21 protein-coding genes are annotated in these 19,731 nt (G+C 68.0%); 7 read left to right on the top strand and 14 right to left on the bottom strand.

Translation table 11 applies throughout. The features are described from left to right. Positions 1–20 precede the first annotated feature (20 nt). From L1787_RS19170 to L1787_RS19160, 3 genes are all read left to right on the top strand, one after another. Positions 21–347 carry a DUF3572 domain-containing protein gene (locus tag L1787_RS19170; protein WP_235710719.1) on the top strand — a complete coding sequence of 109 codons (327 nt, stop codon included), beginning with the start codon at positions 21–23 and terminating at the stop codon, positions 345–347. Continuing rightward, positions 338–1,672, top strand: a complete 1,335-nt coding sequence (locus tag L1787_RS19165) for a DNA polymerase IV (protein ID WP_255720676.1) — start codon at positions 338–340, stop codon at positions 1,670–1,672. Before L1787_RS19170 ends, L1787_RS19165 begins: the two co-directional genes overlap by 10 nt. Before the next feature lie 135 nt (positions 1,673–1,807). After that, the gene (locus L1787_RS19160) at positions 1,808–2,302 is read left to right on the top strand and encodes a hypothetical protein (protein ID WP_235710717.1); all 495 of its coding nucleotides are present in this window, start codon (positions 1,808–1,810) and stop codon (positions 2,300–2,302) included. Between the two features lie 63 nt (positions 2,303–2,365). On the opposite strand, the gene ilvC is transcribed toward L1787_RS19160, so the two are convergent. From ilvC to ubiE, 4 genes are all read right to left on the bottom strand, one after another. After that, positions 2,366–3,385, bottom strand: coding sequence for a ketol-acid reductoisomerase (ilvC, locus tag L1787_RS19155; RefSeq protein ID WP_235710716.1), 1,020 nt, complete (start codon positions 3,383–3,385; stop codon positions 2,366–2,368). Positions 3,386–3,675: 290 nt separating this feature from the next. Next, the gene (locus L1787_RS19150; protein WP_235710715.1) at positions 3,676–4,173 is read right to left on the bottom strand and encodes a hypothetical protein; all 498 of its coding nucleotides are present in this window, start codon (positions 4,171–4,173) and stop codon (positions 3,676–3,678) included. A 340-nt stretch (positions 4,174–4,513) separates the two neighbouring features. Continuing rightward, on the bottom strand, positions 4,514–6,088 hold the full coding sequence (ubiB, locus tag L1787_RS19145; RefSeq protein WP_235710714.1) for a 2-polyprenylphenol 6-hydroxylase: 1,575 nt from the start codon (positions 6,086–6,088) through the stop codon (positions 4,514–4,516). Continuing rightward, entirely contained in the window at positions 6,088–6,843 is a 756-nt protein-coding gene (ubiE, locus tag L1787_RS19140; protein ID WP_235710713.1) for a bifunctional demethylmenaquinone methyltransferase/2-methoxy-6-polyprenyl-1,4-benzoquinol methylase UbiE, read from the bottom strand. Before ubiE ends, ubiB begins: the two co-directional genes overlap by 1 nt. Before the next feature lie 92 nt (positions 6,844–6,935). On the opposite strand from ubiE, the gene mutM reads away from it, so the two are divergent. Both mutM and L1787_RS19130 read left to right on the top strand, forming a co-directional pair. Beyond that, positions 6,936–7,805: a bifunctional DNA-formamidopyrimidine glycosylase/DNA-(apurinic or apyrimidinic site) lyase gene (mutM, locus tag L1787_RS19135; RefSeq protein ID WP_235710712.1), complete on the top strand. Its 870-nt coding sequence runs from the start codon at positions 6,936–6,938 to the stop codon at positions 7,803–7,805. A 124-nt stretch (positions 7,806–7,929) separates the two neighbouring features. Next, entirely contained in the window at positions 7,930–9,555 is a 1,626-nt protein-coding gene (locus tag L1787_RS19130; RefSeq protein WP_235710711.1) for a CYTH and CHAD domain-containing protein, read from the top strand. Between the two features lie 99 nt (positions 9,556–9,654). On the opposite strand, the gene L1787_RS19125 is transcribed toward L1787_RS19130, so the two are convergent. Further along, complete coding sequence (locus L1787_RS19125; protein ID WP_235710710.1) at positions 9,655–10,785, bottom strand: GGDEF domain-containing protein; 1,131 nt, start codon at positions 10,783–10,785, stop codon at positions 9,655–9,657. A gap of 460 nt (positions 10,786–11,245) precedes the next feature. On the opposite strand from L1787_RS19125, the gene L1787_RS19120 reads away from it, so the two are divergent. After that, positions 11,246–12,034, top strand: coding sequence for a DUF2189 domain-containing protein (locus L1787_RS19120; RefSeq protein WP_235710709.1), 789 nt, complete (start codon positions 11,246–11,248; stop codon positions 12,032–12,034). Between the two features lie 21 nt (positions 12,035–12,055). On the opposite strand, the gene L1787_RS19115 is transcribed toward L1787_RS19120, so the two are convergent. The 5 genes from L1787_RS19115 to L1787_RS19095 all read right to left on the bottom strand — a co-directional run bounded on the left by L1787_RS19115 (position 12,056) and on the right by L1787_RS19095 (position 16,125). Continuing rightward, positions 12,056–12,766: a hypothetical protein gene (locus L1787_RS19115; protein WP_235710708.1), complete on the bottom strand. Its 711-nt coding sequence runs from the start codon at positions 12,764–12,766 to the stop codon at positions 12,056–12,058. Between the two features lie 86 nt (positions 12,767–12,852). Beyond that, the gene (locus L1787_RS19110) at positions 12,853–13,869 is read right to left on the bottom strand and encodes a nickel/cobalt transporter (RefSeq protein ID WP_235710707.1); all 1,017 of its coding nucleotides are present in this window, start codon (positions 13,867–13,869) and stop codon (positions 12,853–12,855) included. Between the two features lie 145 nt (positions 13,870–14,014). Next, positions 14,015–14,887 (bottom strand): metal ABC transporter permease, encoded by an 873-nt coding sequence (locus L1787_RS19105; protein ID WP_235710706.1) that lies wholly within the window; start codon positions 14,885–14,887, stop codon positions 14,015–14,017. A 4-nt stretch (positions 14,888–14,891) separates the two neighbouring features. Next, positions 14,892–15,629, bottom strand: a complete 738-nt coding sequence (gene aztA, locus L1787_RS19100) for a zinc ABC transporter ATP-binding protein AztA (RefSeq protein ID WP_235710705.1) — start codon at positions 15,627–15,629, stop codon at positions 14,892–14,894. 103 nt (positions 15,630–15,732) lie between these two features. Then, entirely contained in the window at positions 15,733–16,125 is a 393-nt protein-coding gene (locus L1787_RS19095; RefSeq protein ID WP_235710704.1) for a Fur family transcriptional regulator, read from the bottom strand. Positions 16,126–16,258: 133 nt separating this feature from the next. Between L1787_RS19095 and L1787_RS19090 the strand changes: the two genes are divergently transcribed. Further along, positions 16,259–16,747 (top strand): TlpA family protein disulfide reductase, encoded by a 489-nt coding sequence (locus tag L1787_RS19090; protein ID WP_235710703.1) that lies wholly within the window; start codon positions 16,259–16,261, stop codon positions 16,745–16,747. 3 nt (positions 16,748–16,750) lie between these two features. Here the strand turns inward: L1787_RS19090 and L1787_RS19085 are convergent, their stop codons facing one another. From L1787_RS19085 to L1787_RS19070, 4 genes are read right to left on the bottom strand one after another with little or no spacing between them, the layout of a single operon-like run. Next, positions 16,751–17,242: a copper chaperone PCu(A)C gene (locus L1787_RS19085; RefSeq protein WP_235710702.1), complete on the bottom strand. Its 492-nt coding sequence runs from the start codon at positions 17,240–17,242 to the stop codon at positions 16,751–16,753. Positions 17,243–17,271: 29 nt separating this feature from the next. After that, complete coding sequence (locus tag L1787_RS19080) at positions 17,272–18,588, bottom strand: ABC transporter permease (protein ID WP_235710701.1); 1,317 nt, start codon at positions 18,586–18,588, stop codon at positions 17,272–17,274. Further along, positions 18,585–19,280 (bottom strand): ABC transporter ATP-binding protein, encoded by a 696-nt coding sequence (locus L1787_RS19075; RefSeq protein ID WP_235710700.1) that lies wholly within the window; start codon positions 19,278–19,280, stop codon positions 18,585–18,587. The genes L1787_RS19080 and L1787_RS19075 overlap by 4 nt, the downstream gene beginning before the upstream one ends. Then, entirely contained in the window at positions 19,258–19,680 is a 423-nt protein-coding gene (locus L1787_RS19070; protein ID WP_235710699.1) for a hypothetical protein, read from the bottom strand. The genes L1787_RS19075 and L1787_RS19070 overlap by 23 nt, the downstream gene beginning before the upstream one ends. Positions 19,681–19,731: the final 51 nt, after the last annotated feature.

Below are 19,731 nucleotides of genomic sequence, written 5' to 3'. Positions count from 1 at the left end.
GTGTGTGTGAGGAGTAGACGGTGCCGTCAAGAGATCCTGGTGACGTACCGGAGGCTGGAGCGATCGCGATCGCCGCGCTGTCGCACTTTGCCACCACCCCGAAGGTGCTGAACCAGTTCTTCGCACTCACGGGCCTCGACCCGACGAGCCTGCGCGATGCGGCCGCCTCGCCGACCTTCATTGCCGGTGTGCTCGATTTCGTCCTGCAGGACGAAGAGGTCCTCCTCGCCGTGGCCGAGGCGCAGGAAATCAGCCCCGAGGAAATCGTCGCCGCCCGCAAGCGGCTCGACCGTCCCCGCGCGGCCGATGACGACTGGCCGCCACGCACTGCCGACGACTGGGCGTGAGCGCGGCGACGCTCTGTCGCGACTGCACGGCCCTCTTCGAGGCGCCCAACCCGAACCGTTGCCCCGAATGTCGCAGCCCCCGCCTCGTCTCTCATGAGGAGCTGACGGCCCTCACCATCGCCCATGTCGATTGCGACGCCTTCTTCGCCGCGGTGGAAAAGCGCGACGATCCGGCGCTGCGCGACGTCCCGGTGATCGTCGGCGGTGGGCGGCGCGGAGTCGTCTCCACCTGCTGCTATCTCGCGCGGATCCATGGCGTGCGCTCCGCGATGCCGATGTTCAAGGCGCTGAAGGCGTGCCCCGACGCGGTGGTGGTGCGGCCGAACTTCCAGAAATATGTCGCCGTCGGTCGTGAGGTGCGCGAGCGCATGCAGGCCCTCACGCCGCTCGTACAGCCGCTTTCGATCGACGAGGCCTTCCTGGACCTGTCCGGCACCGAACGCGTCCACAGGGCGCCTGCGGCCGTCGTGATGGCCCGTTTCGCGCGCGAGGTGGAGCGCGATATCGGAATCACCGTGTCGGTCGGCCTCGCGCCCAACAAATTCCTCGCAAAATACGCCTCCGACGAAGACAAGCCGCGCGGCTTCACGGTGATCGGCAAGACCGACGCCGCGCGCCGCCTCGCGAGCGAGCCCGTCACCCGCCTCCCCGGCGTCGGCCCGGCCGCGGCGCGCCGCCTCGCCGAGGGCGGTGTGACGCACGTCGCGCACCTTCAGCGCGCCGAGTTGACGGACCTGATGCGCCGCTTCGGCGAGACGGGGCAGCGTCTGAAGCGCCTCGCCCACGGGACCGACGACCGGCCCGTCGATCCATCGAGCGAGCGCAAGAGCGTCAGCGCCGAACAGACCTTCGAGGAGGATATCAGCGACCGTCACACCCTCCTCGCCCTGTTGCGGCATTTGTCGGAAAAGGTGTCGACGCGGCTCAAGGCGGCGGAGATTGGCGGGCGCACCGTGACGCTGAAGCTGAAAACGCGCGATTTTCGCACCATCACGCGCGCCCAGCAGCTCGGCGCGCCGACCGCGATGGCGCACCGCATCTTCGCCACCGGGAAGACGCTCCTCGCCGGCGAAGCCGACGGCACGCGCCGTTTTCGCCTCATCGGGATCGGGGTCACCCACCTCGTGCCGATCGACGGCGCCGACATGGAAGAGCTCTTCGACCCCGAGCGCACCCGCCTCGGCAAGGCGGAACGGGCCATGGACACGCTGCGTTCCCGCTTCGGGGACGATGCGGTGGTCTATGGGCTCTCGCTGTCCGGGCCGCGCCGCAGACGCGGCGGTGAGCCGCCAGCGACCGGAGGACGCGGCCAGGGAAGCGGTTGAGCCTTTCCCGCATTGTCGCAAAGACGGTTGCCGTCGGCGTCCTTCTCGCCCGAAGCGCGCGGGACGCGGGATCTCTTTGGTGCCGAGCACGATTGTCCGCTCGATCGAGCGGGGCGTGCGTCAAAGGAGCGACAGATGACACGGATTGACGGATGGCGGGGCGCGAAGGCTCTCGCCGTGGCCGCTATGCTGGCCGCAACGCCGATGGCGGCGCCCCCCGCCGCCGCCCAAGCGTCAAATCTCGCCGAACCGCTCGGCTGCGACGAAGGCGCGCTCGGGCCGGGCGGCCTCTACACCAACACCGATCTTCAGGAAGGCGCACTGATGAGCGTCGACCTCGCCTTCCAGTGCGGCGGAACGCTCGCCGATGACCGCTTCGTGCCGACGGGCTATCGCGTCCGTATCACACGGGCTTGCGGCAATGCCGATGCGTGCGAACTGCCCATCACGATGGCGACGGCGGCCAACGCCAACGGCCGGCTCTTCTCCGCCAATATCGTCGACGAGGAGGGCACGCACGCCTTCCGCTTCCGCGTCAATCGCGGCGACGCATTGGTCGTGACCGAGATCACCCGGTTCGAGGACGGGCGCCAGCGGGAGCGCCAGCAATACACGCTGACCAAACAATAAGAAAAAGGCCGGCTGCGGGGGCAGCCGGCCTTTCCGAACGCGGCGAAGGGTTCGCCGGACGTCTTAGTTGCGCTCTTTGTTGACGAGCGCCTTTTCCTTGATCCACGGCATCATCGCGCGAAGCTCCTCGCCCACCGTCTCGATCTGGTGCGCGGCGTGCTTGGCGCGGGTCGCCTTGAACGAGGTCTGGTTGACCTTGTTCTCGAGCATCCAGTTGCGCGTGAAGGTGCCGGACTGGATGTCGGCGAGGACCTTCTTCATCTCCGCCTTGGTCTCGTCGGTGATGATGCGCGGGCCGGTGACGTACTCGCCATACTCGGCCGTGTTGGAGATCGAGTAGTTCATGTTGGCGATGCCGCCCTCGTAGATGAGGTCGACGATGAGCTTCACCTCGTGGAGGCACTCGAAATAGGCCATCTCGGGCGCGTAGCCGGCTTCCACCAGCGTCTCGAATCCGGCGCGGATCAGCTCGACGAGGCCGCCGCAGAGCACGACCTGCTCGCCGAAGAGGTCCGTCTCGCACTCTTCCTTGAAGGTCGTCTCGATGATGCCGGCGCGACCGCCACCGATGGCGGAGGCGTAAGCGAGGCCGAGATCATGGGCGTTGCCGGACGAGTCCTGCGCGATGGCGATGAGGCAGGGAACGCCCGCGCCGCGCTGATACTCGGAGCGCACGGTGTGGCCCGGCCCCTTCGGCGCGACCATCAGGACGTCGAGATCCTTGCGCGGCTCGATGAGGTTGAAGTGCACGTTGAGGCCGTGCGCGAAAAGGAGGGCGGCGCCTTCCTTCATGTTGGGGGCGAGCTGCTCGGCATAGATGTCGCCCTGAAGCTCGTCCGGCGTCAGCATCATGACGACGTCGGCCCACTTGGCGGCGTCCTCGACGGACATCACCTTGATGCCTTCGGCTTCGGCCTTTTTGGCGGAGGCGGAACCCGGACGCAGGGCGACAGCAACGTTCGTGCACCCGGAGTCGCGAAGGTTCAGAGTATGGGCGTGGCCCTGGCTGCCATAGCCCACGACGGCGATGGCCTTGCCCTTGATGAGATTTATATCGGCATCGCGATCGTAGTAGACGCGCATGTTGGCTCCCTTGAGACTTTAAAATATGGGAGCGTATCCTCCCGTGGCGCTCTCATAGACGGTTTGCGACGCCATTGTGAATGGCTCTTTGACCTCTGATGCGCGGATTGGAGTCGTTCTCGGGCACGGTGGGGCCGAAGACGCGCGAAATTCGGCGATTCGGCGAAACAATCGCAACGAAAAAAGCCGACACGGGGACCGTGCCGGCGGCGCGTTTCGGGCACACCTCTCCGCGCCGGGGCGGGATCCGGCGCGGGGCTGTGCCGTCGAAGGGAGAGCGCCGGCGCCGCTCAGGCGACGCGGGCGCGCAGTGCGTCGAGGTGCTCGGGCTTCTTGCGCACCGTGGGCTCCTCGTTGAGGACACAGGCGGAGATCATCCGCAGCTCCGCGACGCGGACCCGCTTGTCCTTGCGCAGCTTCTCGACGAGCGCGGCGCCCTCTGCGCCCGGCGACACCGCCTCGAACGCATCCCGATATTGGAGGACCACGTCGCCGCGGACGCCCATCGGCATCTCGACGGTCTCGCCGTTGACCTCGACCTCGGCGCGGCGCGGCGCTTCGTGTTCATGCCGCGGCGCGTCCTTGACGCGCTCGGCCGCCACGGCGGCTTCCGCCTCGGCCCGCGCCTCATCGTCCGGTTCGGCCACGGTGCACCGCTGGGCGCGCTGCTTGAGCCGCTCCTGCTCGGCCGCGTTCCGATCCGCCGTCGGCTCGAGCGCCGTCATCTTGAAGAAAGTCTTGGCGACACTGTTGGTGTATCGCTCAAAAAGATCCGCAATGAACCACATACCGCCCGCCATCTAGAGTGAATCATCAAGCGGTCCTGTCGCCCGCTATGCTGGTCACGATGATCAGAATTGGTTAAGGAGACGTTGACCAACCGCTTCGATTGTCTCGCACTTGCGAAATGGCGTCAATTGTCGCGCGTGGCGGTTCAGAATTCCCTCGGGTCTTCAAGGGCTTACCGAAGCGCTCCGGGCGGCCCGCGCCGGCTATAGTTGTCAATCCCGGCCCGATGAACACCGATCGACTTAACGCTTTCGCAGAATCGCGCCCTGATTAACCGAATCTGAAATCAGTATAGTGCGCGCCGATCGGACGGTGCGGACGACGCCCGGCGAAGCTCGATCAGAGCCACACGCCGAGCGCGATCGCGGCAAGGCTCGCCGCGCCCACCCAAAGCGCCAGCGTCCGAATGCGCGACGGCCCGGCGGCACTGGCGATCTGGTTCACCGAGGTCGGCGACAGGGGGATGCCGATTTCGAGCGCATTCTCGAAATCCTTCGACAGCCGGTCCACCCGCTCGGCGAGATCGGGCGCCTGGAGTGCCGCGCGCACGATGGCGCCGAACGAATCCTGCGCCTTTCGCACGGTGCCCGCCGGCCCCACTTCGCTCGCCATCCAATCCCGCACCACGGGCTCGGCGGCCCGCCACATATCGAGATGCGGATCGAGCGAACGCGCGACGCCCTCCACGACGACCATGGTCTTTTGCAGCATGATGAGCTGGGGCTGCGTCGACATCTGGAACAGCTCGGTGATCTCGAAGAGCTGCGTCAGAAGGCGCGCCATCGAGATGTCCGCGGCCGTCACGTCGCGGATCGGCTCGCCGACCGCGCGGAGCGCCTGGGCGAAAAGGTCGACGTCCTGGTCGGCCGGCACATAGCCGGCGCGGAAATGGGCGAGCGCCACGCGGTGATAATCGCGCGTGATGAAGCCGTAGAGGATTTCCGCGAGCGCCGCCCGCTCGTTGCGCGGCAGACGGCCGGTGATGCCGAAATCGACCGCCACCAGCGTTCCGTCCGACTCCACGAACAGATTGCCCTGGTGCATGTCGGCATGGAAGAAGCCGTCCCGCATCGCATGGCGCAGGAAGGTCTGGATGACGTGCCGGCCGAGCTCGGGCATGTCGAAGCCCGCCTCGCGCAATTCGCCGACGCGGTTCATCTTGATGCCCTCGATCCACTCCATCGTGAGGACGGTCCGGGCCGTGCGCGACCACTCGACACGCGGCACGCGGAATTGCGGATCGTTCTTCGTGTTCTCCGCCATCTCCGAGATGGCGGCGGCCTCGAGGCGGAAATCCATCTCGAAGCGCACCGATTCGGCGAGCGTGTTGACGATCGCGACCGGCCGAAGCCGCCGCGCCGGGCGCACATAGCGTTCGAGGAACCGGGCGGCGGCGAAATAGGCTTCGAGATCCTTCTCGAAACGCCGCGCGACGCCTGGGCGCAGAACCTTCACCGCGACGATGCGCTTGCCGTGCGGATCGTCGATCGTCGCGCGGTAGACCTGGGCGATGGAGGCCGCCGCGACACAGGTGCCGAGATCGGTGAAGAGCGCCTCGACCGGCTGGCCGAGCGCCGTCTCGATCGCCGCCCGCGCCGCCGCGTCCGGCACCGGCGGCACCTGATCCTGGAGCTTGGCGAGCTCGTTCGCCACCTCCTCGCCGACCACATCGGCGCGGGTCGCGAGGAACTGGCCGAGCTTCACATAAGACGGGCCGAGCCGGTCGAGCGCGTTCGACAGCCGCGCCGCCATGTCGCGTTTTTGCGCGGAGCGGCGTTCGATCAGCCGCACCATCCGCACCGCGAAACGCGCCGTCGGCGGAACGTCGTCGTCCATCGGGACGATCCCGAATACCCCCTCGCGGGCCAGCACGAAGCCCGCTCGGAAAAGCCTGACGAACGGGGCTATCGCCATCAGAGTTTGAACGCCGAATGGAGCGCCGCGACACCGCCGGTCAGCGGGCGGACCGCGACATGGGAAAAGCCGGCCCGCTCGATCTCGGCGGCGAAGCGGCCGGGATTGGGGAAGGTGCGGATCGATTCGACGAGATAGCGGTAGGGCTCACCGTCACCGGCGATCATCTTGCCCATCGCGGGGATCATGTTGAACGAATAGGCGTCATAGATCTTGTCGACGCCCGGAATATCGACATGGCTGAATTCGAGGCACATGAAACGCCCGCCCCGGCGCAGCACGCGGTGCGCCTCCTTCAGCGCGACATCCCGGTGGGTGACGTTCCGGATGCCGAAGGCGATCGTATAGACGTCGCACGAGCCGTCCGGCAGCGGCATCGATTCGGCGTTGGCGGCGACGAAATGGCACGGCGTCGTCGGCCGCAGACGGCGGCGATTGCGCTCGGCCCCGACGAGGAGCATCTCCGGATTGATGTCGCAGACCGTGACGGTGCCGTTCTGTTCGATCCGCCGCGCGATTCGAAACGCGATGTCACCCGTTCCCCCCGCGACGTCGACCACGCGATAGCGCTCGCGGGGCTGGCGCGGCGGGGCGAGCCAGGCCACCATCGCGTCCTTCCACACACGGTGGAGACCACCCGACATCGCGTCGTTCATCACGTCATAACGGCTTGCCACCGTGTCGAAGACGCGGTTGACGAGCCCTTGCTTTTCCTCGACCGGCACCTTCCGGAACCCGAAGGACGCATCGCTCATGCCGCTACCTTTCTCTGCCATCGCGGCCACACATAGCGGGGGAAAGCCCGCTCGGCCATCGCTTGATGGCGCTCGGACGATGGGGATGGTGAATGCCTGAGTTGCCGGAAGTGGAAACCGTGCGCCGCGGGCTCGCGCCGGTGATGGAGGGGGCGGTGATCGACACGGTCCATCTCGCCAGGGCCGATCTGCGTTTCCCCTTCCCCGAACGCTTCGCCGAGCGGCTTGAGGGGCGACGGATCGACACGCTCGGCCGACGCGCGAAATATCTCGTCGGCGCGCTCGACGACGGAACGGCGCTGATCGCCCATCTCGGCATGTCGGGTGCGTTCCGCGTCGAAGGCGGCGAGCCGATCGGGGCGATGGTGTTTCCGCGCTCCAAGAAGGCGGCGCACGATCACGTCACGATGGCCCTCGGCGAACGGCGGATCATCTACAACGATCCCCGCCGGTTCGGCTTCATGACGCTCGCCGTCACGGCCGACCTCGACGCCCATCCCTATTTCGCCCATCTCGGCATGGAACCGATGCCGGGCGCCCTCACCGCCGACCGCCTCGCCGCAGCGCTCGCCGGCAAGGCGGCGCCGCTGAAGGCCGCCCTCCTCGATCAGCGGGTGATCGCCGGGCTCGGCAACATCTATGTGTGCGAGGCGCTGTGGCGCGCGCGCCTGTCGCCCAAGCGGCTCGCCGGCTCCATCGTGCGGCGCGACGGCAGCGCGGGCGACCGTGTGGCGCGTCTCACCGCCGCGATCCTCTCCGTCATCGAGGAGGCGATCCTCGCCGGTGGCTCCTCCTTGCGCGACTATGTCGCCGCGGACGGCTCGCTCGGCCGCTTCCAACACACCTTCGCCGTCTATGGTCGGGAGGGGGAGCCGTGCCCGCGCCCCGCCTGCGACGGCGTCGTGAAGCGGATCGTCCAGTCCGGCCGGTCGACATTTTATTGCCCGCAGTGCCAACGATGACGCTGGCGCTGCTCGCGAAAGATCAAGCAGGCCTTGCCAAAGACGCCCACTTCGGCGCGTATCTCGGGGACGCGATTGAGTGGCCATCATGGCGGCGCGCGAGCGTGCGCCCAGGGATGACGGGATGAAAGCCGATACGCCTCCCCTCGACGAGACCGACGAGGCGGCGACACCGCCGCCCGCCGTTCCGATCGAGGACCCCGCCCCCGAGACCGACTTGGTCGAGGTCGAGCTGAAGTTGCTCGCCGACCACGGGCTCGTCACCTCCGTCCTCACAGCGCCCGCGATCGCCGCCGCGGCGCGCAACAAGGGCGTCGTGCGTCATCTCGAAGCCACCTATTTCGACACCGAGGATCACGCGCTGGAGGCCGCCGGCTACACGCTGCGCGTCCGCCGCACCGGCAAGACCCACCACATCACCGTCAAGGCGAGCAAGGCCGAGGCGGACACCCCGCTCGCCCGGCGCGAATGGGAGATGGTCGCGCCGAGCGCCGAACCGGATCTTTCGATCTTCGGCGAGGCGCTGCCCGAGGCCGTCACCGAGGCGGCCGGCCGCGGCCCGCTCCGCCCGCTTTATACGACCGCGGTGCGGCGCCACACCGTGCTTCTCGACTTTCAATCCGCCACCGTCGAGCTCGCGGCGGACTCCGGCACGATCAGCGCCGATGGGCGTCATGAGCGCGTCGACGAGATCGAGTTGGAGCTGAAATCGGGGGAGACCGCGGCGCTCTATCGCCTTGCCCTCGGGTTGGCCGATAGCGGCCGGGTGGATCCGAGCCCGCGCTCGAAATCGGCACGAGGGCAGGATCTGATGCGCAATCTCGCCCCCGCCTACACCAAGGCCGTGAAGCTGCACCTCTCCTCCTCCGCGACGCTCGACGAGACGATCGAGGCGATCATGCGCGCCGCGCTCGCTCACCTCCTCCAGAACAAGGCGGCGGCCTATGACGGGCGCCACCCGGAAGGGGTCCATCAGGTTCGCGTCGCGCTGCGCCGGCTGCGGGCGCTCCTCAAGCTCCTCGCCAAGCACACGCATTCACACGAGCTCGAGCGGCTGCGCGAGGAGGCGAAATGGCTCGCCAAGAGCCTCGACGACGCGCGCAACTGGGACGTCTTTTTGACCGAGACCTTACCGCCGGTGGACGAGGCGACGGGTCTTCCCGGCTTTCCGGCCCTGCGCGAGGCGGCGGAGGCGATGCGCGCCGAGGCCTATGAGACCGTGCGCGCCGCGCTCGACGATCCGCGCTCCGGCCGCTTCCAGCTCGAGCTCGCCCTCTGGATCGAGGAGCGCGGCTGGCGCAAGGCGGTCGACGCGACGGGCCTTGCCCAACTCTCCGGCCGCGCGCGGGATTTCGCGGACACCGCCCTCTCCCACCTTCAGACGAAGGTCGTCCGGCGCGGCAAGGGATTTGCGCATTTGTCGACCGAGGAGCGCCACCAGGTGCGCCTCGCGATGAAGAGCCTGCGCTATGCCGCCGATTTCTTCCTGCCGCTGTTCGGGTCGGGCAAGAAAATCACCGCGTACCGGAAATTTCTGAGCCGCTTCCAGGACCGTCTCGGCCATCTGAACGACATCACGACCACCACCGCGCTCGTCGAGGCGCTCGAGGCGCGCCACGGGGCGGACGCGTTCGCCAAGCCGCTCGGCGCCATTCTCGGCTTTCAGGCCTACCGCGCGGCCGCTGGCGAGGCCGAGCTCGTCGACGCCTGGCGCGCCTTCAAGGACGCCGGGCGAATCTGGAGCGCATAGCGCCCCGGCGGTGCGACCGGGGCCGGGGACGGGGCCGGGGCCGATCAGCCCGATCGGACGGGATGGCGACACTGCCGGCCGCGCCCGACGCGGTCGATCTCAATGGATCGTCAGCGTTCCGGGAACGGCCATCGCGACCTTTCGCGCCTCCGCGGCGTCGGTTCCGTCCCCCTCGGCGGGCGGCGCGATGACGACCCGGTTTCGCCCCTCCGCCTTCGCATCGTAGAGCGCGGCATCGGCACGCTCGATCACGTTCCACAAATTCTCGCCCGGCCGTCGCTCCGCAACGCCGAAGCTTGCCGAAAGGCCAGCCATCTCAGGCTCGGCGAGATTGCGAAGCTCGAAGACGGCCATGCGCAGCCGCTCGGCGAGGGCCGCCGCCTCATGCGCCTGAAGCCCCACGACGACGACCGAGAACTCCTCGCCCCCGAGGCGCCCCGCAATGTCGCCGTCACGCACACGGTTCGCGATCGACTGGCCGACGGCGGTGAGAACACGGTCGCCCGCCGCGTGCCCGAAGCGATCGTTGATGCCCTTGAAGTGGTCGATATCGCACATGATGGCGAAGACGGGATCGGCGGAACTGGCCAGCAGCGCGTGCGCCTTCTCGGCAAAACCCCGGCGGTTATAGAGCCCCGTGAGGTCGTCGCGATTGCGTTCGGAGCGCAACCGCTCGATCAGATCGGCGAGGCTGGCCACCAGCACGATGATGGCGAGCCCGGCGCTCACGAGGCCGAGCGAGACGTGCATCATCAAGACGCCCGAATGCTCGACGACCGCCGCGTCGGTCGGCCAACCGTTCCGCGCGGTCAGGATCGCCCGCGGGAAATATTGCAGCGCGAACACCAGAAGCACCCAGAACAGAATCGCCTCGATGCGGCTCCGACGCAGCAGGAAGCGGAGCTGATAGCTGACCGACAGGAACAACATGCCGAAAACGAGATTTTCGAACGCGCCGTGCGCATCGATCCACGGCACGACATAAACGAGCGCAGCCGCGCCGACCGTGGCGACGGCCATCGTCGCCACGAGCGCCGTACGGCCGAGCGACTTCCCGGAGCGCGCCAACAGACCTTCCGCGGTGCACAAGGCGCCGAGCGCGTTGAAGACCGCGGCCAACAGGGCGTTTGCCTCCCGGCCCGGCGGCCACTGGAAGATTTCGATCAGCGCACCGGCGAAAAAGAGGAGGCACGCCGAGAACAGCAGCTTGAGATACCAAGCACTCGGCATGGCGATCCAAACGGCGAAGAATTTAAGCGCGAAGCCGAACAACAATGCCGGGACGAGGAGAACAACAGGGTTCTCTGGGAGAACCGGAAGCCATGCCACGAGACGCTTTTACCTCTGCCACACAGTGCACCCGCCACACCCGGCGGGCCGCCGCATCCGGTCGATGCCGCGGATCATATGACATCAAATTGTGGCAATGCATGCGATCTCGCACGCTTGCTGCTGTTCGACTGCATCGGCCCGCCCACAGGAGGGCAGCCGGGGACATCCGTCTTCCAGACGCAAAGGGCCGCCGGCCGCCGCGCGCCGGCCTTCGTGGCGATTTCGCGGCGCCTTTTACAAATCGGCATGGTCCCTCCGGCAACGATGCGCCGCTTTTCTTCGCCGGACGCGCACCTACATCTAAAATAGAGCGAGAACAGAAACGCCTGACGGTGACAGCACGAAAGGTTGCAGTCCCATGGCCCGTATCGCAACGCATCCCTATCACGATCCCTACCCGGTCCATGTCGACCGGGCGATCATCGGCGACAGTCTCCGACGCGGCTGGCAAGATTTCCGCGCGCGCCCGTCGACCGGGATCTTTCTCATCTTCGTCTATCCGCTGACCGGCCTCCTCCTCTATGCCGTCGCGTTCCATCGGGATCTTCTCTCGATCCTCTTTCCGCTGGCGTCCGGCTTCGCGATCATCGGCCCCCTCACCGCCGTCGGCCTCTACGCGATCAGCGCGCGGCGCGAGGCGGGCGCCGCCGACGACCTCGACGGCGTGCGGGCGATGGGGGCGCTCGGCGACGGTCCGCTCGGCCCGGTCGTGCGGATCGGTCTCGTCCTCCTCGCGATCTATGCCGCGTGGATCGGCACGGCGATCCTCATCTACCGTCTCACCCTCGGGGCCTATGTCCCGGCCGACTTCGCCGCCCTCGTCGAGCGCGTGGTGTCGACGCCGGAGGGGTGGACGCTCCTCGTCGTCGGGTGCGGGGCGGGCTTCGTCTTCGCCCTCATCGCGCTCGCGGTGGGGGCGATGTCGCTCCCGGCCGTCTACGATCGGGGGCTCAGCGCCCGCATGGCGATCGGCCTGTCGATCCGCACCTTTGCGCGCGAGCCGGGCACGCTCCTCGCCTGGGGCGCCGTCGTCGCGGTCGGGCTCGTCGTCGGGTCGATCCCGGCCTTTCTCGGGCTCTTGATCATCTTGCCCTGGTTCGGCCACGCGACGTGGCACCTTTATCGGCGCCTCGCCCCGCCGGACTGATCGATCGCGCGTGACGCGGCCTCAATGCGAGGCCGCGATCACCGCCTTTTGAAGCTCCGCCTTCGTCATCCGCGTTCGGCCATCGACCTTGAAGAGGCGGGCGATCTCGTCGAGTTCGGCCTTCTTCATCGCGCTCGAACGCGTCTTGAGCCGTTCTGCGATGCCTTCCTTCAACAAGGCCTTCGTCTTCGAGGACGCGCCTTCGAGGCCGACGCGCTCCGCAGCCGCCATCAGATCCGCCTTGCGGACCGCGTCGGCGGTGCTCTTCGTGCCGTTCGCCGCCTTGGCCGGCTTGGCCGGCGTTGCGGGCTTGCTCTGCGTACCCGCTGCCTGCGCTTTGGGCTTGGCGGATTGGGAGGCAGTGTTTTTCGGCTTCGCGGTCTTCGTCGCAGAAGCGGCGGTCGAACCGGCCGTCGCGGGCTTTTTCCGTGAGGGCGCCGCCTTGGCGGATGCGCTCTCGGCCGAAACGGCCTTCGTCTTCGCGGACGATTTGGAGCCCGCGCCGCGCTTCGGTGCGCTCGGCGAAGCGCTCTTCTTCGTCGCCCCTTTTTCGAGGTCGACATTTTTCGGCTTGCCGCCGACATAGGCGCCGCCGCGCTCTTTATACATGCGGACGGCCATCTGGGCCTTGCGGGCGGACCATGAGCCCGGCGGCCCGCCTTTGTCGGACCGGGTGATCTCGCCTTTGACGTCGTCCCAGAGCTTGGGGTCGGTGCGTTGTGCAGTCGCCATCATGTCGCTCCATCTTTGACTGGGGCAACGTGACGGGAGAACGCTGGTTCCAGGCTTGCGGAGCGCGCCCCCTCAGTCGGAAACAATCAGATATTCGGCCAGAGGCTGGCGAGAAGGAAAGCCACGGCGATCAACGTGATCGCGAGCCCGGCGGCGAGCTGCAAAAGCGGCACCGCGACACCGGCATGTTTGACCCCGGCGGCAAAGAGCGTCGCCCCCCGCGCCGTCGCCGCCGACAGAGCGACGAGGCTGATGAACGCCCCCGTCCCGAGCGCCATCGCGAACGCCGACAGGACGCCGACGCCGAGAAGGTTCATCCGCCACGCCGCGACGAGGACGAAGACGGCGCCGGTGCACGGGCGCAGGCCGATCCCGATGATCAACATCGCCGCATCGCGCCAATTGCGGATCGCGTCCGCCTCCTCCGGCGTCGGCCCGTGGCGATGGCCGCATCCACAATGGTCGTCGTGGACATGGTCGTGGCTGTGCTCATCACCGTGGGAATGGTCCGCGGTGCGCCCGAGGCCGAAGCGCGCCGAATGGACGTCCCAGAAGCCGCGCAACCCTTTGAGCGCGCGTCGGATCAGGATGATCCCGATCGCGAGGATCGCGACATAGCTGATCGGGACGAGGACCTTGTCGGTCGCCGCCATCGCCCAACCGGCCGTGATGTCGAGAAGGACGAAGCTGCCATAGACGAGGACGATCGCCGTCACTGCCTGGGCAAGGCTCGCGGCGAGCGACAGGAGGACGAGCCGAAGCGTGCTGATCTCACTCGACATCCCTGCGCCGGCGATCAGGAACTTGCCGTGTCCGGGGATCGCGGCGTGGAGGAAACCGTAGGCGAGGCATGCGCCGATGAGGCCCGCCGAAGCGATGGCGCCGCCTTGATTGTGGTTGAGAAGCTCGCTCACCATCGTGTGGAAGGCGCGTTGCTGCGTCGCCGCCCAGCGCGCCATGTCGACGAGGCCGAGGCCGGACGAGAGCACCGCCGCGAGCGTTGCAAATCCCGCCACGACGAACACGATGCCGACCACGATGCGCAACGGTCGCCGCCGTTCGACGGGAAGCGCGCGTGTTCCGACCGTGGGGACTGAACTCATACCCTCGTCCTTGCACCCGAACTCGATGTCGCAACGGGGGCCAGAAGCGCCCCCTTCGTCAAGGCGGACAACGTCGCGCCGATACTATGCCGCAACGCACGCGCCGGGTCGACGCCGTGCCAAGGCGGGTCCACACGCGACCAACTCATGCTTCGAGATGGCGCGTTCGCGGCGCATAGCGCGCGGCGAGGCTGCCGACCGGGCCGAAGAGCAGCGAGGCGACGTAGATCGCGCCGAGCGAGAGCACGATCGCCGGCCCCGACGGGATCCCATAATGATAGGACAGCAGAAGCCCCGCCCCGCTCCCCGTCACCGCGAAGGTGAACGACAGCCCCATCATCGGCCCGATATTGCGGATCCAGAAGCGCGAGCTCGCCGCCGGCAGGATCATCATCCCGACCGCCATCAGCGTGCCGAGCGCATGAAAGCCGGCGACGAGATTGAGCACCGCCAGCCCCAGAAAGGCGAAATGCGCGACCGGGGATAGGCGGCTCACCGTCCCGAGAAAAGCCGGGTCGAGACATTCCATCACCAGCGGGCGAAACAACGCGGCGAGCGTGAAGATCGACACCGTCGCGATCGAGCAGAGGAGGATCAACGCCTCGTTGTTCAAGGCGAGCACCGTCCCGAAGAGGACATGCATCAGATCGACGTTGCTGCCGTGCGTCGACACGATCGCGACGCCGAGTGCGAGGGAGATGAGATAAAAGGCGGCCAGGCTCGCATCCTCCTTGAGGACGGTGGAGCGCGTCACAAAACCGGCCGCGAGCGCCACCGCCATCCCGGCGACGAGCCCGCCGATGGTCATCGCCGACAAAGAGAGCCCCGCGAACAGGAACCCGACCGCCGCGCCCGGCAGGATCGCGTGCGCCATCGCATCGCCCGTGAGGCTCATCCGGCGCAGCATCAGAAAGACGCCGACCGGCGTCGCGCCGAGCGCGATCGCGATGCAGCCGACGAGGGCGCGGCGCATGAAGGCGAAATCGGCGAAGGGAGAGATCAGCAGATCGACGAGCATCGCGTCAGGCGGCCCTGCGGCAAATGCCGGCGCTTTCGTCGAACGCCTCGCCGACGGCGCGGGCCCGCACGAGATTCTCCGCGCACATCACCGTCTCGGTCGGTCCGTGGGCGATCAACTCGCGTGCGAGAAGCATCGTCTCGGGGAAGACGCGGCGGACCTCCTCATAATCGTGCAGCACGGCGAGGATGGTGCGCCCTTCCTGATGCCAGCGGCGGATGAGGCCGAGGAGATCGTCGACCGTGCGGCGGTCGATCGCGGCGAACGGCTCGTCGAGGAGGATCAACGGCGCGTCCTGCAACAGGAGGCGTGCAAAGAGGACGCGTTGCATTTGCCCGCCGGAGAGCGCGCCGATCGAGCGGCCCTCGAAACCGGCGAGCCCCACCGCACCGATCGCATCGCGAATGGCGCGCCGATGGTCGCGCGTGACGCGCTTATAGGCGCCGATCCGCCGCCACAGCCCCATCGCCACGACATTCTCGACATCGAGCGGGAAGGAGCGGTCGATCTCCGACATTTGCGGCAGATAGGCGATGTCCTCGCGCGCCGCCGGGCCGACAATGCGCCCGGTCGTCGGCCGCAATTCCCCGACGATGCCCTTGAAGAGGGTCGATTTGCCCGCCCCGTTGGGGCCGACCACTGCGGTCAGCGACCCTTTCGCGATCGCCGCGCTCAGATGATGGATCGCCGGATGCCGGTCATAGCCGAGCGTCACATTGTCGAGAGTCAGCGCCGCGTTCATCCGACCGCCCACGCAAAGAGGCCCCAAAGGATTGCCGAGGCGACGGCCGCGAACAGAACCCGCTCGCCGAGCCCGGCGAGGAGCGGCGCCTTCAGCCAATCCATCATGCGTTCCCCCGGCACGATGCGCAGCGCCCGTGAAGCTCGATCACCGATTTCGTCGGCGCGAAGCCGCCCTGCGCGGCGATCGCGGCGATGCCGGCGCCGATCGTCGGGTCGGTCAGCTCGGCGACGGCGCCGCAATCGCCGCAGATCGAGAAGGCCGGTTGCGCCTCCTCATGCTCGGCGCAGCAGGCGACATAGGCGTTCACCGACTCGAGGCGATGGGCAAGGCCGAGCTCGATCAACTTGCCGAGCGCGCGATAGGCCGTCGGCGGCGCGGCCGAGTGGCGCGACGCCCGCAACACGTCGAGCACCTCGTAGGCGGTGAGCGGCCGCCCGGCCTCTCTGAGCGCCGAGAGCGCCGCGGTCTGCGTGATGTTGAGTTTCGCGTTCATTCGGGCCCGTCACGTGGAGCTGGGATGCGTATAATATACGATCCGTACTTGCAACCGCCAATCCACGCCGAATCCCGGCCGTCATCCCCATGTCGTCGAGATGCGGGAGAGGACGACTTTTCGGAGTGAGCCCATGCCCCTCGTCCTCCTATTCCTCGTCCTCGCGCTGCCGTCGCTCCCGGCGCGCGCCGAGCCGCCGGCGCCGCTGGCGACGCTGATTCTGGAGGATCGGACGACATGCGCGGCGCTGTCCGATCTCGTCGGACGGGAGGCGACGATCGTCCATCTCTGGGCGACATGGTGCGCGCCGTGCCTCGACGAGCTTCCCGCCCTCGCCGCCTTCCTCGATGCGCATCCAGAGCGCGCGGACGACATCGTCATCGTGTCGGTCGACACCATGGACCGGGCGCGCATCGAAGGCTTCCTGTCCGAGCGGCTCGATCTCGGCGCGTTGCCGACCTGGCGCGTCGCGCACGGCAATCCGGGGCAGGTCTTGAAGGTGAAGGGTTATCCGTCGACCATTGCGGTCGAGGCGAACGGCGAGATCGCCGCGATCCACGCCGGCCCGGTGGACTGGAGCGCAGCCGATCCCACCGCGCCCCTTCTCGGCCTCACCGATTGAAACTCAGTGCTGATGGCCGGCATGGCTGTGCCGGCGCGCGTTCGCAGCCTCCACGGCGACGTGCACCGCGATGGTGCCGACATCGAAATGAATGTCCGCCTCGAACTCGTCCCCTTCGCGCAGCGGCGTCGTCACGTTGGAAAGGCGGATCGCAAGGCCGTCCGGCGCAAGGTCGAGCGTGCGGCCGGGCGCGATCGGCACCGACGGGATTGCGACGTGTTCGAGCGTTCCGCCTTGGACGGAGAGACCGACGAGGCCGCCCGCCTCGGCAATCCCGCTCTCCGCCCCTTCGAGGACGATCTCGCGGCCGGTCAAATTGCGGATCTCGGCGAAGACGAGACGGGTGCCGCCCTCACCCGCGCGCGTCCAGGCATGGACGATCTCGACGCCGTTTTGCGCGCTGACATGCGCGTGGTGCGCCTCGTCCGCGCCGGCGGCGGATGCGGTGACGGCAAGGACGAATGCGGCAAGGCGCGCCGCCGAACGTGGGCCCATCGGTCTATTCCTTCATGGGTGAACGCCGATCAGCCACGCAGATCGGCCACGATATCGCGTGAGAGGGCGGCGAGCGCCGGAAGCATCGCGAGCGCGATCGTGACGCTGACGAAGGCGGCGAGGAGGTGTGCCTCCGGCCAGCCGAACGAGGCGGTGACGAGAATGTCCGTGCGGGCGCTGACAATCCGCGAGATCCAGATCGTCGCGCCGAATCCGAGGCCGGCCCCCAGGAGCGCGCCCGCCCCGATGAGCGCCGCCGCATAGGACCACACCACCGCGAAGGCGAACCGCGCCGGCGCGCCGAGCGCCCGCAACAGAGCGAGGCGCTGGGCATAAAGGCGCGTCAGAACCACGAGCCCGGTGAGGACCCCGGCCGTCACCAGCATTTGTGTCGCGATCGCGAGGATCGACATCACCTGCCGCACATCGCCGAGCAGACCGTGAAGCTGCGCGAGGACGGCGCCCGGAAAGAAGGCCATCACGTCGTTGCGGTTATATTCCGAGCGCAGCGCATAGTTCGCCCAAAGCTCGTCCGCGCGCACCAGGATGGCCGGCGTTCCGGGAAAGGCGTCCGCCGCGAAAGGCGGGCCGACGCGCCCGTCCCACTCCGGGCCGTGGCCGGGCGCGAGGCCGTGAACCATCCAGACAGCCTCGACCGGCACGAGGATCGCCCGGTCCCAGGGGCTGCCCGTCGGCGCCATCTTGCCGACGACGCGATAGTCGGCGCCGGCATGGGCGTCCGCTTCGGCCCCGTCGCCATGGCCGTGGGCGGGGGTGAAAATGTCGCCGATCGCGAGCGGGGCGGCGGCCCCGGCGACCGCCTCGCCGGTGGTCTCGAACACGCGGCCAGCGCCGAGCGCGCCGGACAGATGGGTCACGAATTGCGCCGTCGTCCCGATGACCGAGGCGCCCTCATAACTGTCGCCGAACGCGAGCGGGGCGGCGATCGCAACGCGCGGATTGGCGGCGATCTCGTTGAAGACGTCGCCGCTCACCAGCGGCACGTCGGCCGGTTGCAGGTAGACCGCCGCAAGGAGCATCGTCATCTCGCTGCCGGGCGCGGCGACGATGAGGTCGAACTTCTCCGCCGCGCGGGCCGTGCCCTGGCGCAGGCCCCTTTCCTGCGCGATCAGCCCGACGCCGATGCCCACCGACGCGGCGATGAGGAGGACGAAGAGAAGGTTCGTCCAGCGAAAGCGCCACAGCATCGCGCCGACGAGCCGATAGGGGCGATAACCCGCGACGCAGGCGAGCCCGACGAGGAGCGCCGGCACGAGGAGCGCGACGAAGAGGCCGAGATCCTGCTGGAACGGGCTGAGGCGCTCCCAGAAGGCGGTCACATTCACCCGGCCACCTCGCCGTTTTCGATGGTGAGGACGCGGTCCATCCTGTCGAGCAGCGCGCGGTCGTGGCTGACGGCGATCATGGTCTTGCCGCTCGCACGGACTTCGCGGGTGAGATCGTCGACGAGGCGGTCCTTGGTCTCGCGGTCGAGGCTCGCGGTGGGTTCGTCGGCGAGGATGACGCCGGGGTCGTTGGCGAGCGCGCGGGCGAGCGCGACGCGCTGGCGCTCGCCGCCCGAATAGGTGCGCACGCGGCGCGGGGGGTCGAGCGGCACGTTCAACGCGGCGAGCTCCGCCCGAGCCCGCGCCGCGAGCGCGCCCCGCCGTCTTGCCGGTAGGAATGCGCCGAGAAGGGCAGCGTTGGCGGTCGCGCCCAGCTCCTCGAACAGCAGAAAGTCTTGAAAGACGAAGCCCATATTGTCCCGCCGGAAGGCGGCGCGGCGGCCGCGCGAGAGGGCGAGCAGGTCGACCTCGCCCCAGCCGATCCGGCCCGTCGCGCGCGGCGAGAGGCCGGCGAGCGCATAAAGGAAGGTGGACTTGCCCGCCCCCGACGGCCCGGCGACGCCGAGACAGGCGCCCGGCGCGAGCGCCAGCGCCTCGATCGAGAGCAGACGCCGCCCCCCGTCCGCCCAGACGGCGAGGTCGGCGATCTCGAGCGGAAGGCCCATCGTCTCAGGTGCGCTCGGTGCTCGCATCGACGATCCGCACCCGGCTCAAAAACCCCGTCTCGGGATCGCGATAATCGCCGAGTTCGAGAACGCCGCGGCTCACGATGCGCACATTGAACGGCACGACCTCGACGATCCGCTTGGTGTAGATCGCGACGATATCGTCCGGCCATTCGGCCGAGGTCTCGCAGAACGGGCAGACGGCCATCGGCCGCTTGGTGAGGACGAAGAACGCCGATTCGGCCTTCAAAGGCGGGGCCATGAAGCCCTGGATCGTGACGCGCTTGCCGTCGAGCGCACGGGCGAGATCGGAAAAGCTGAGGTCTTTGTTGTAAAGGTCGCGCATTCGGATCACGTCGTCCGCGGCAAGGGCGATGCGCGGGGCGGCGAGCGCCGCGAGCGATCCGAGGAAAAGACGGCGGTCCATCGAACGCCTCCGATAGGTCATGAGGGGGTGGGAGGGGCGCGGGTGGCCCCT

This window comes from Acuticoccus kalidii, assembly GCF_021556395.1.
Taxonomy (GTDB): domain Bacteria; phylum Pseudomonadota; class Alphaproteobacteria; order Rhizobiales; family Amorphaceae; genus Acuticoccus; species Acuticoccus kalidii.
The sequence above is the reverse complement of the archived record's forward strand: the minus strand, read 5'-3'. Positions and strand labels throughout refer to the sequence as shown.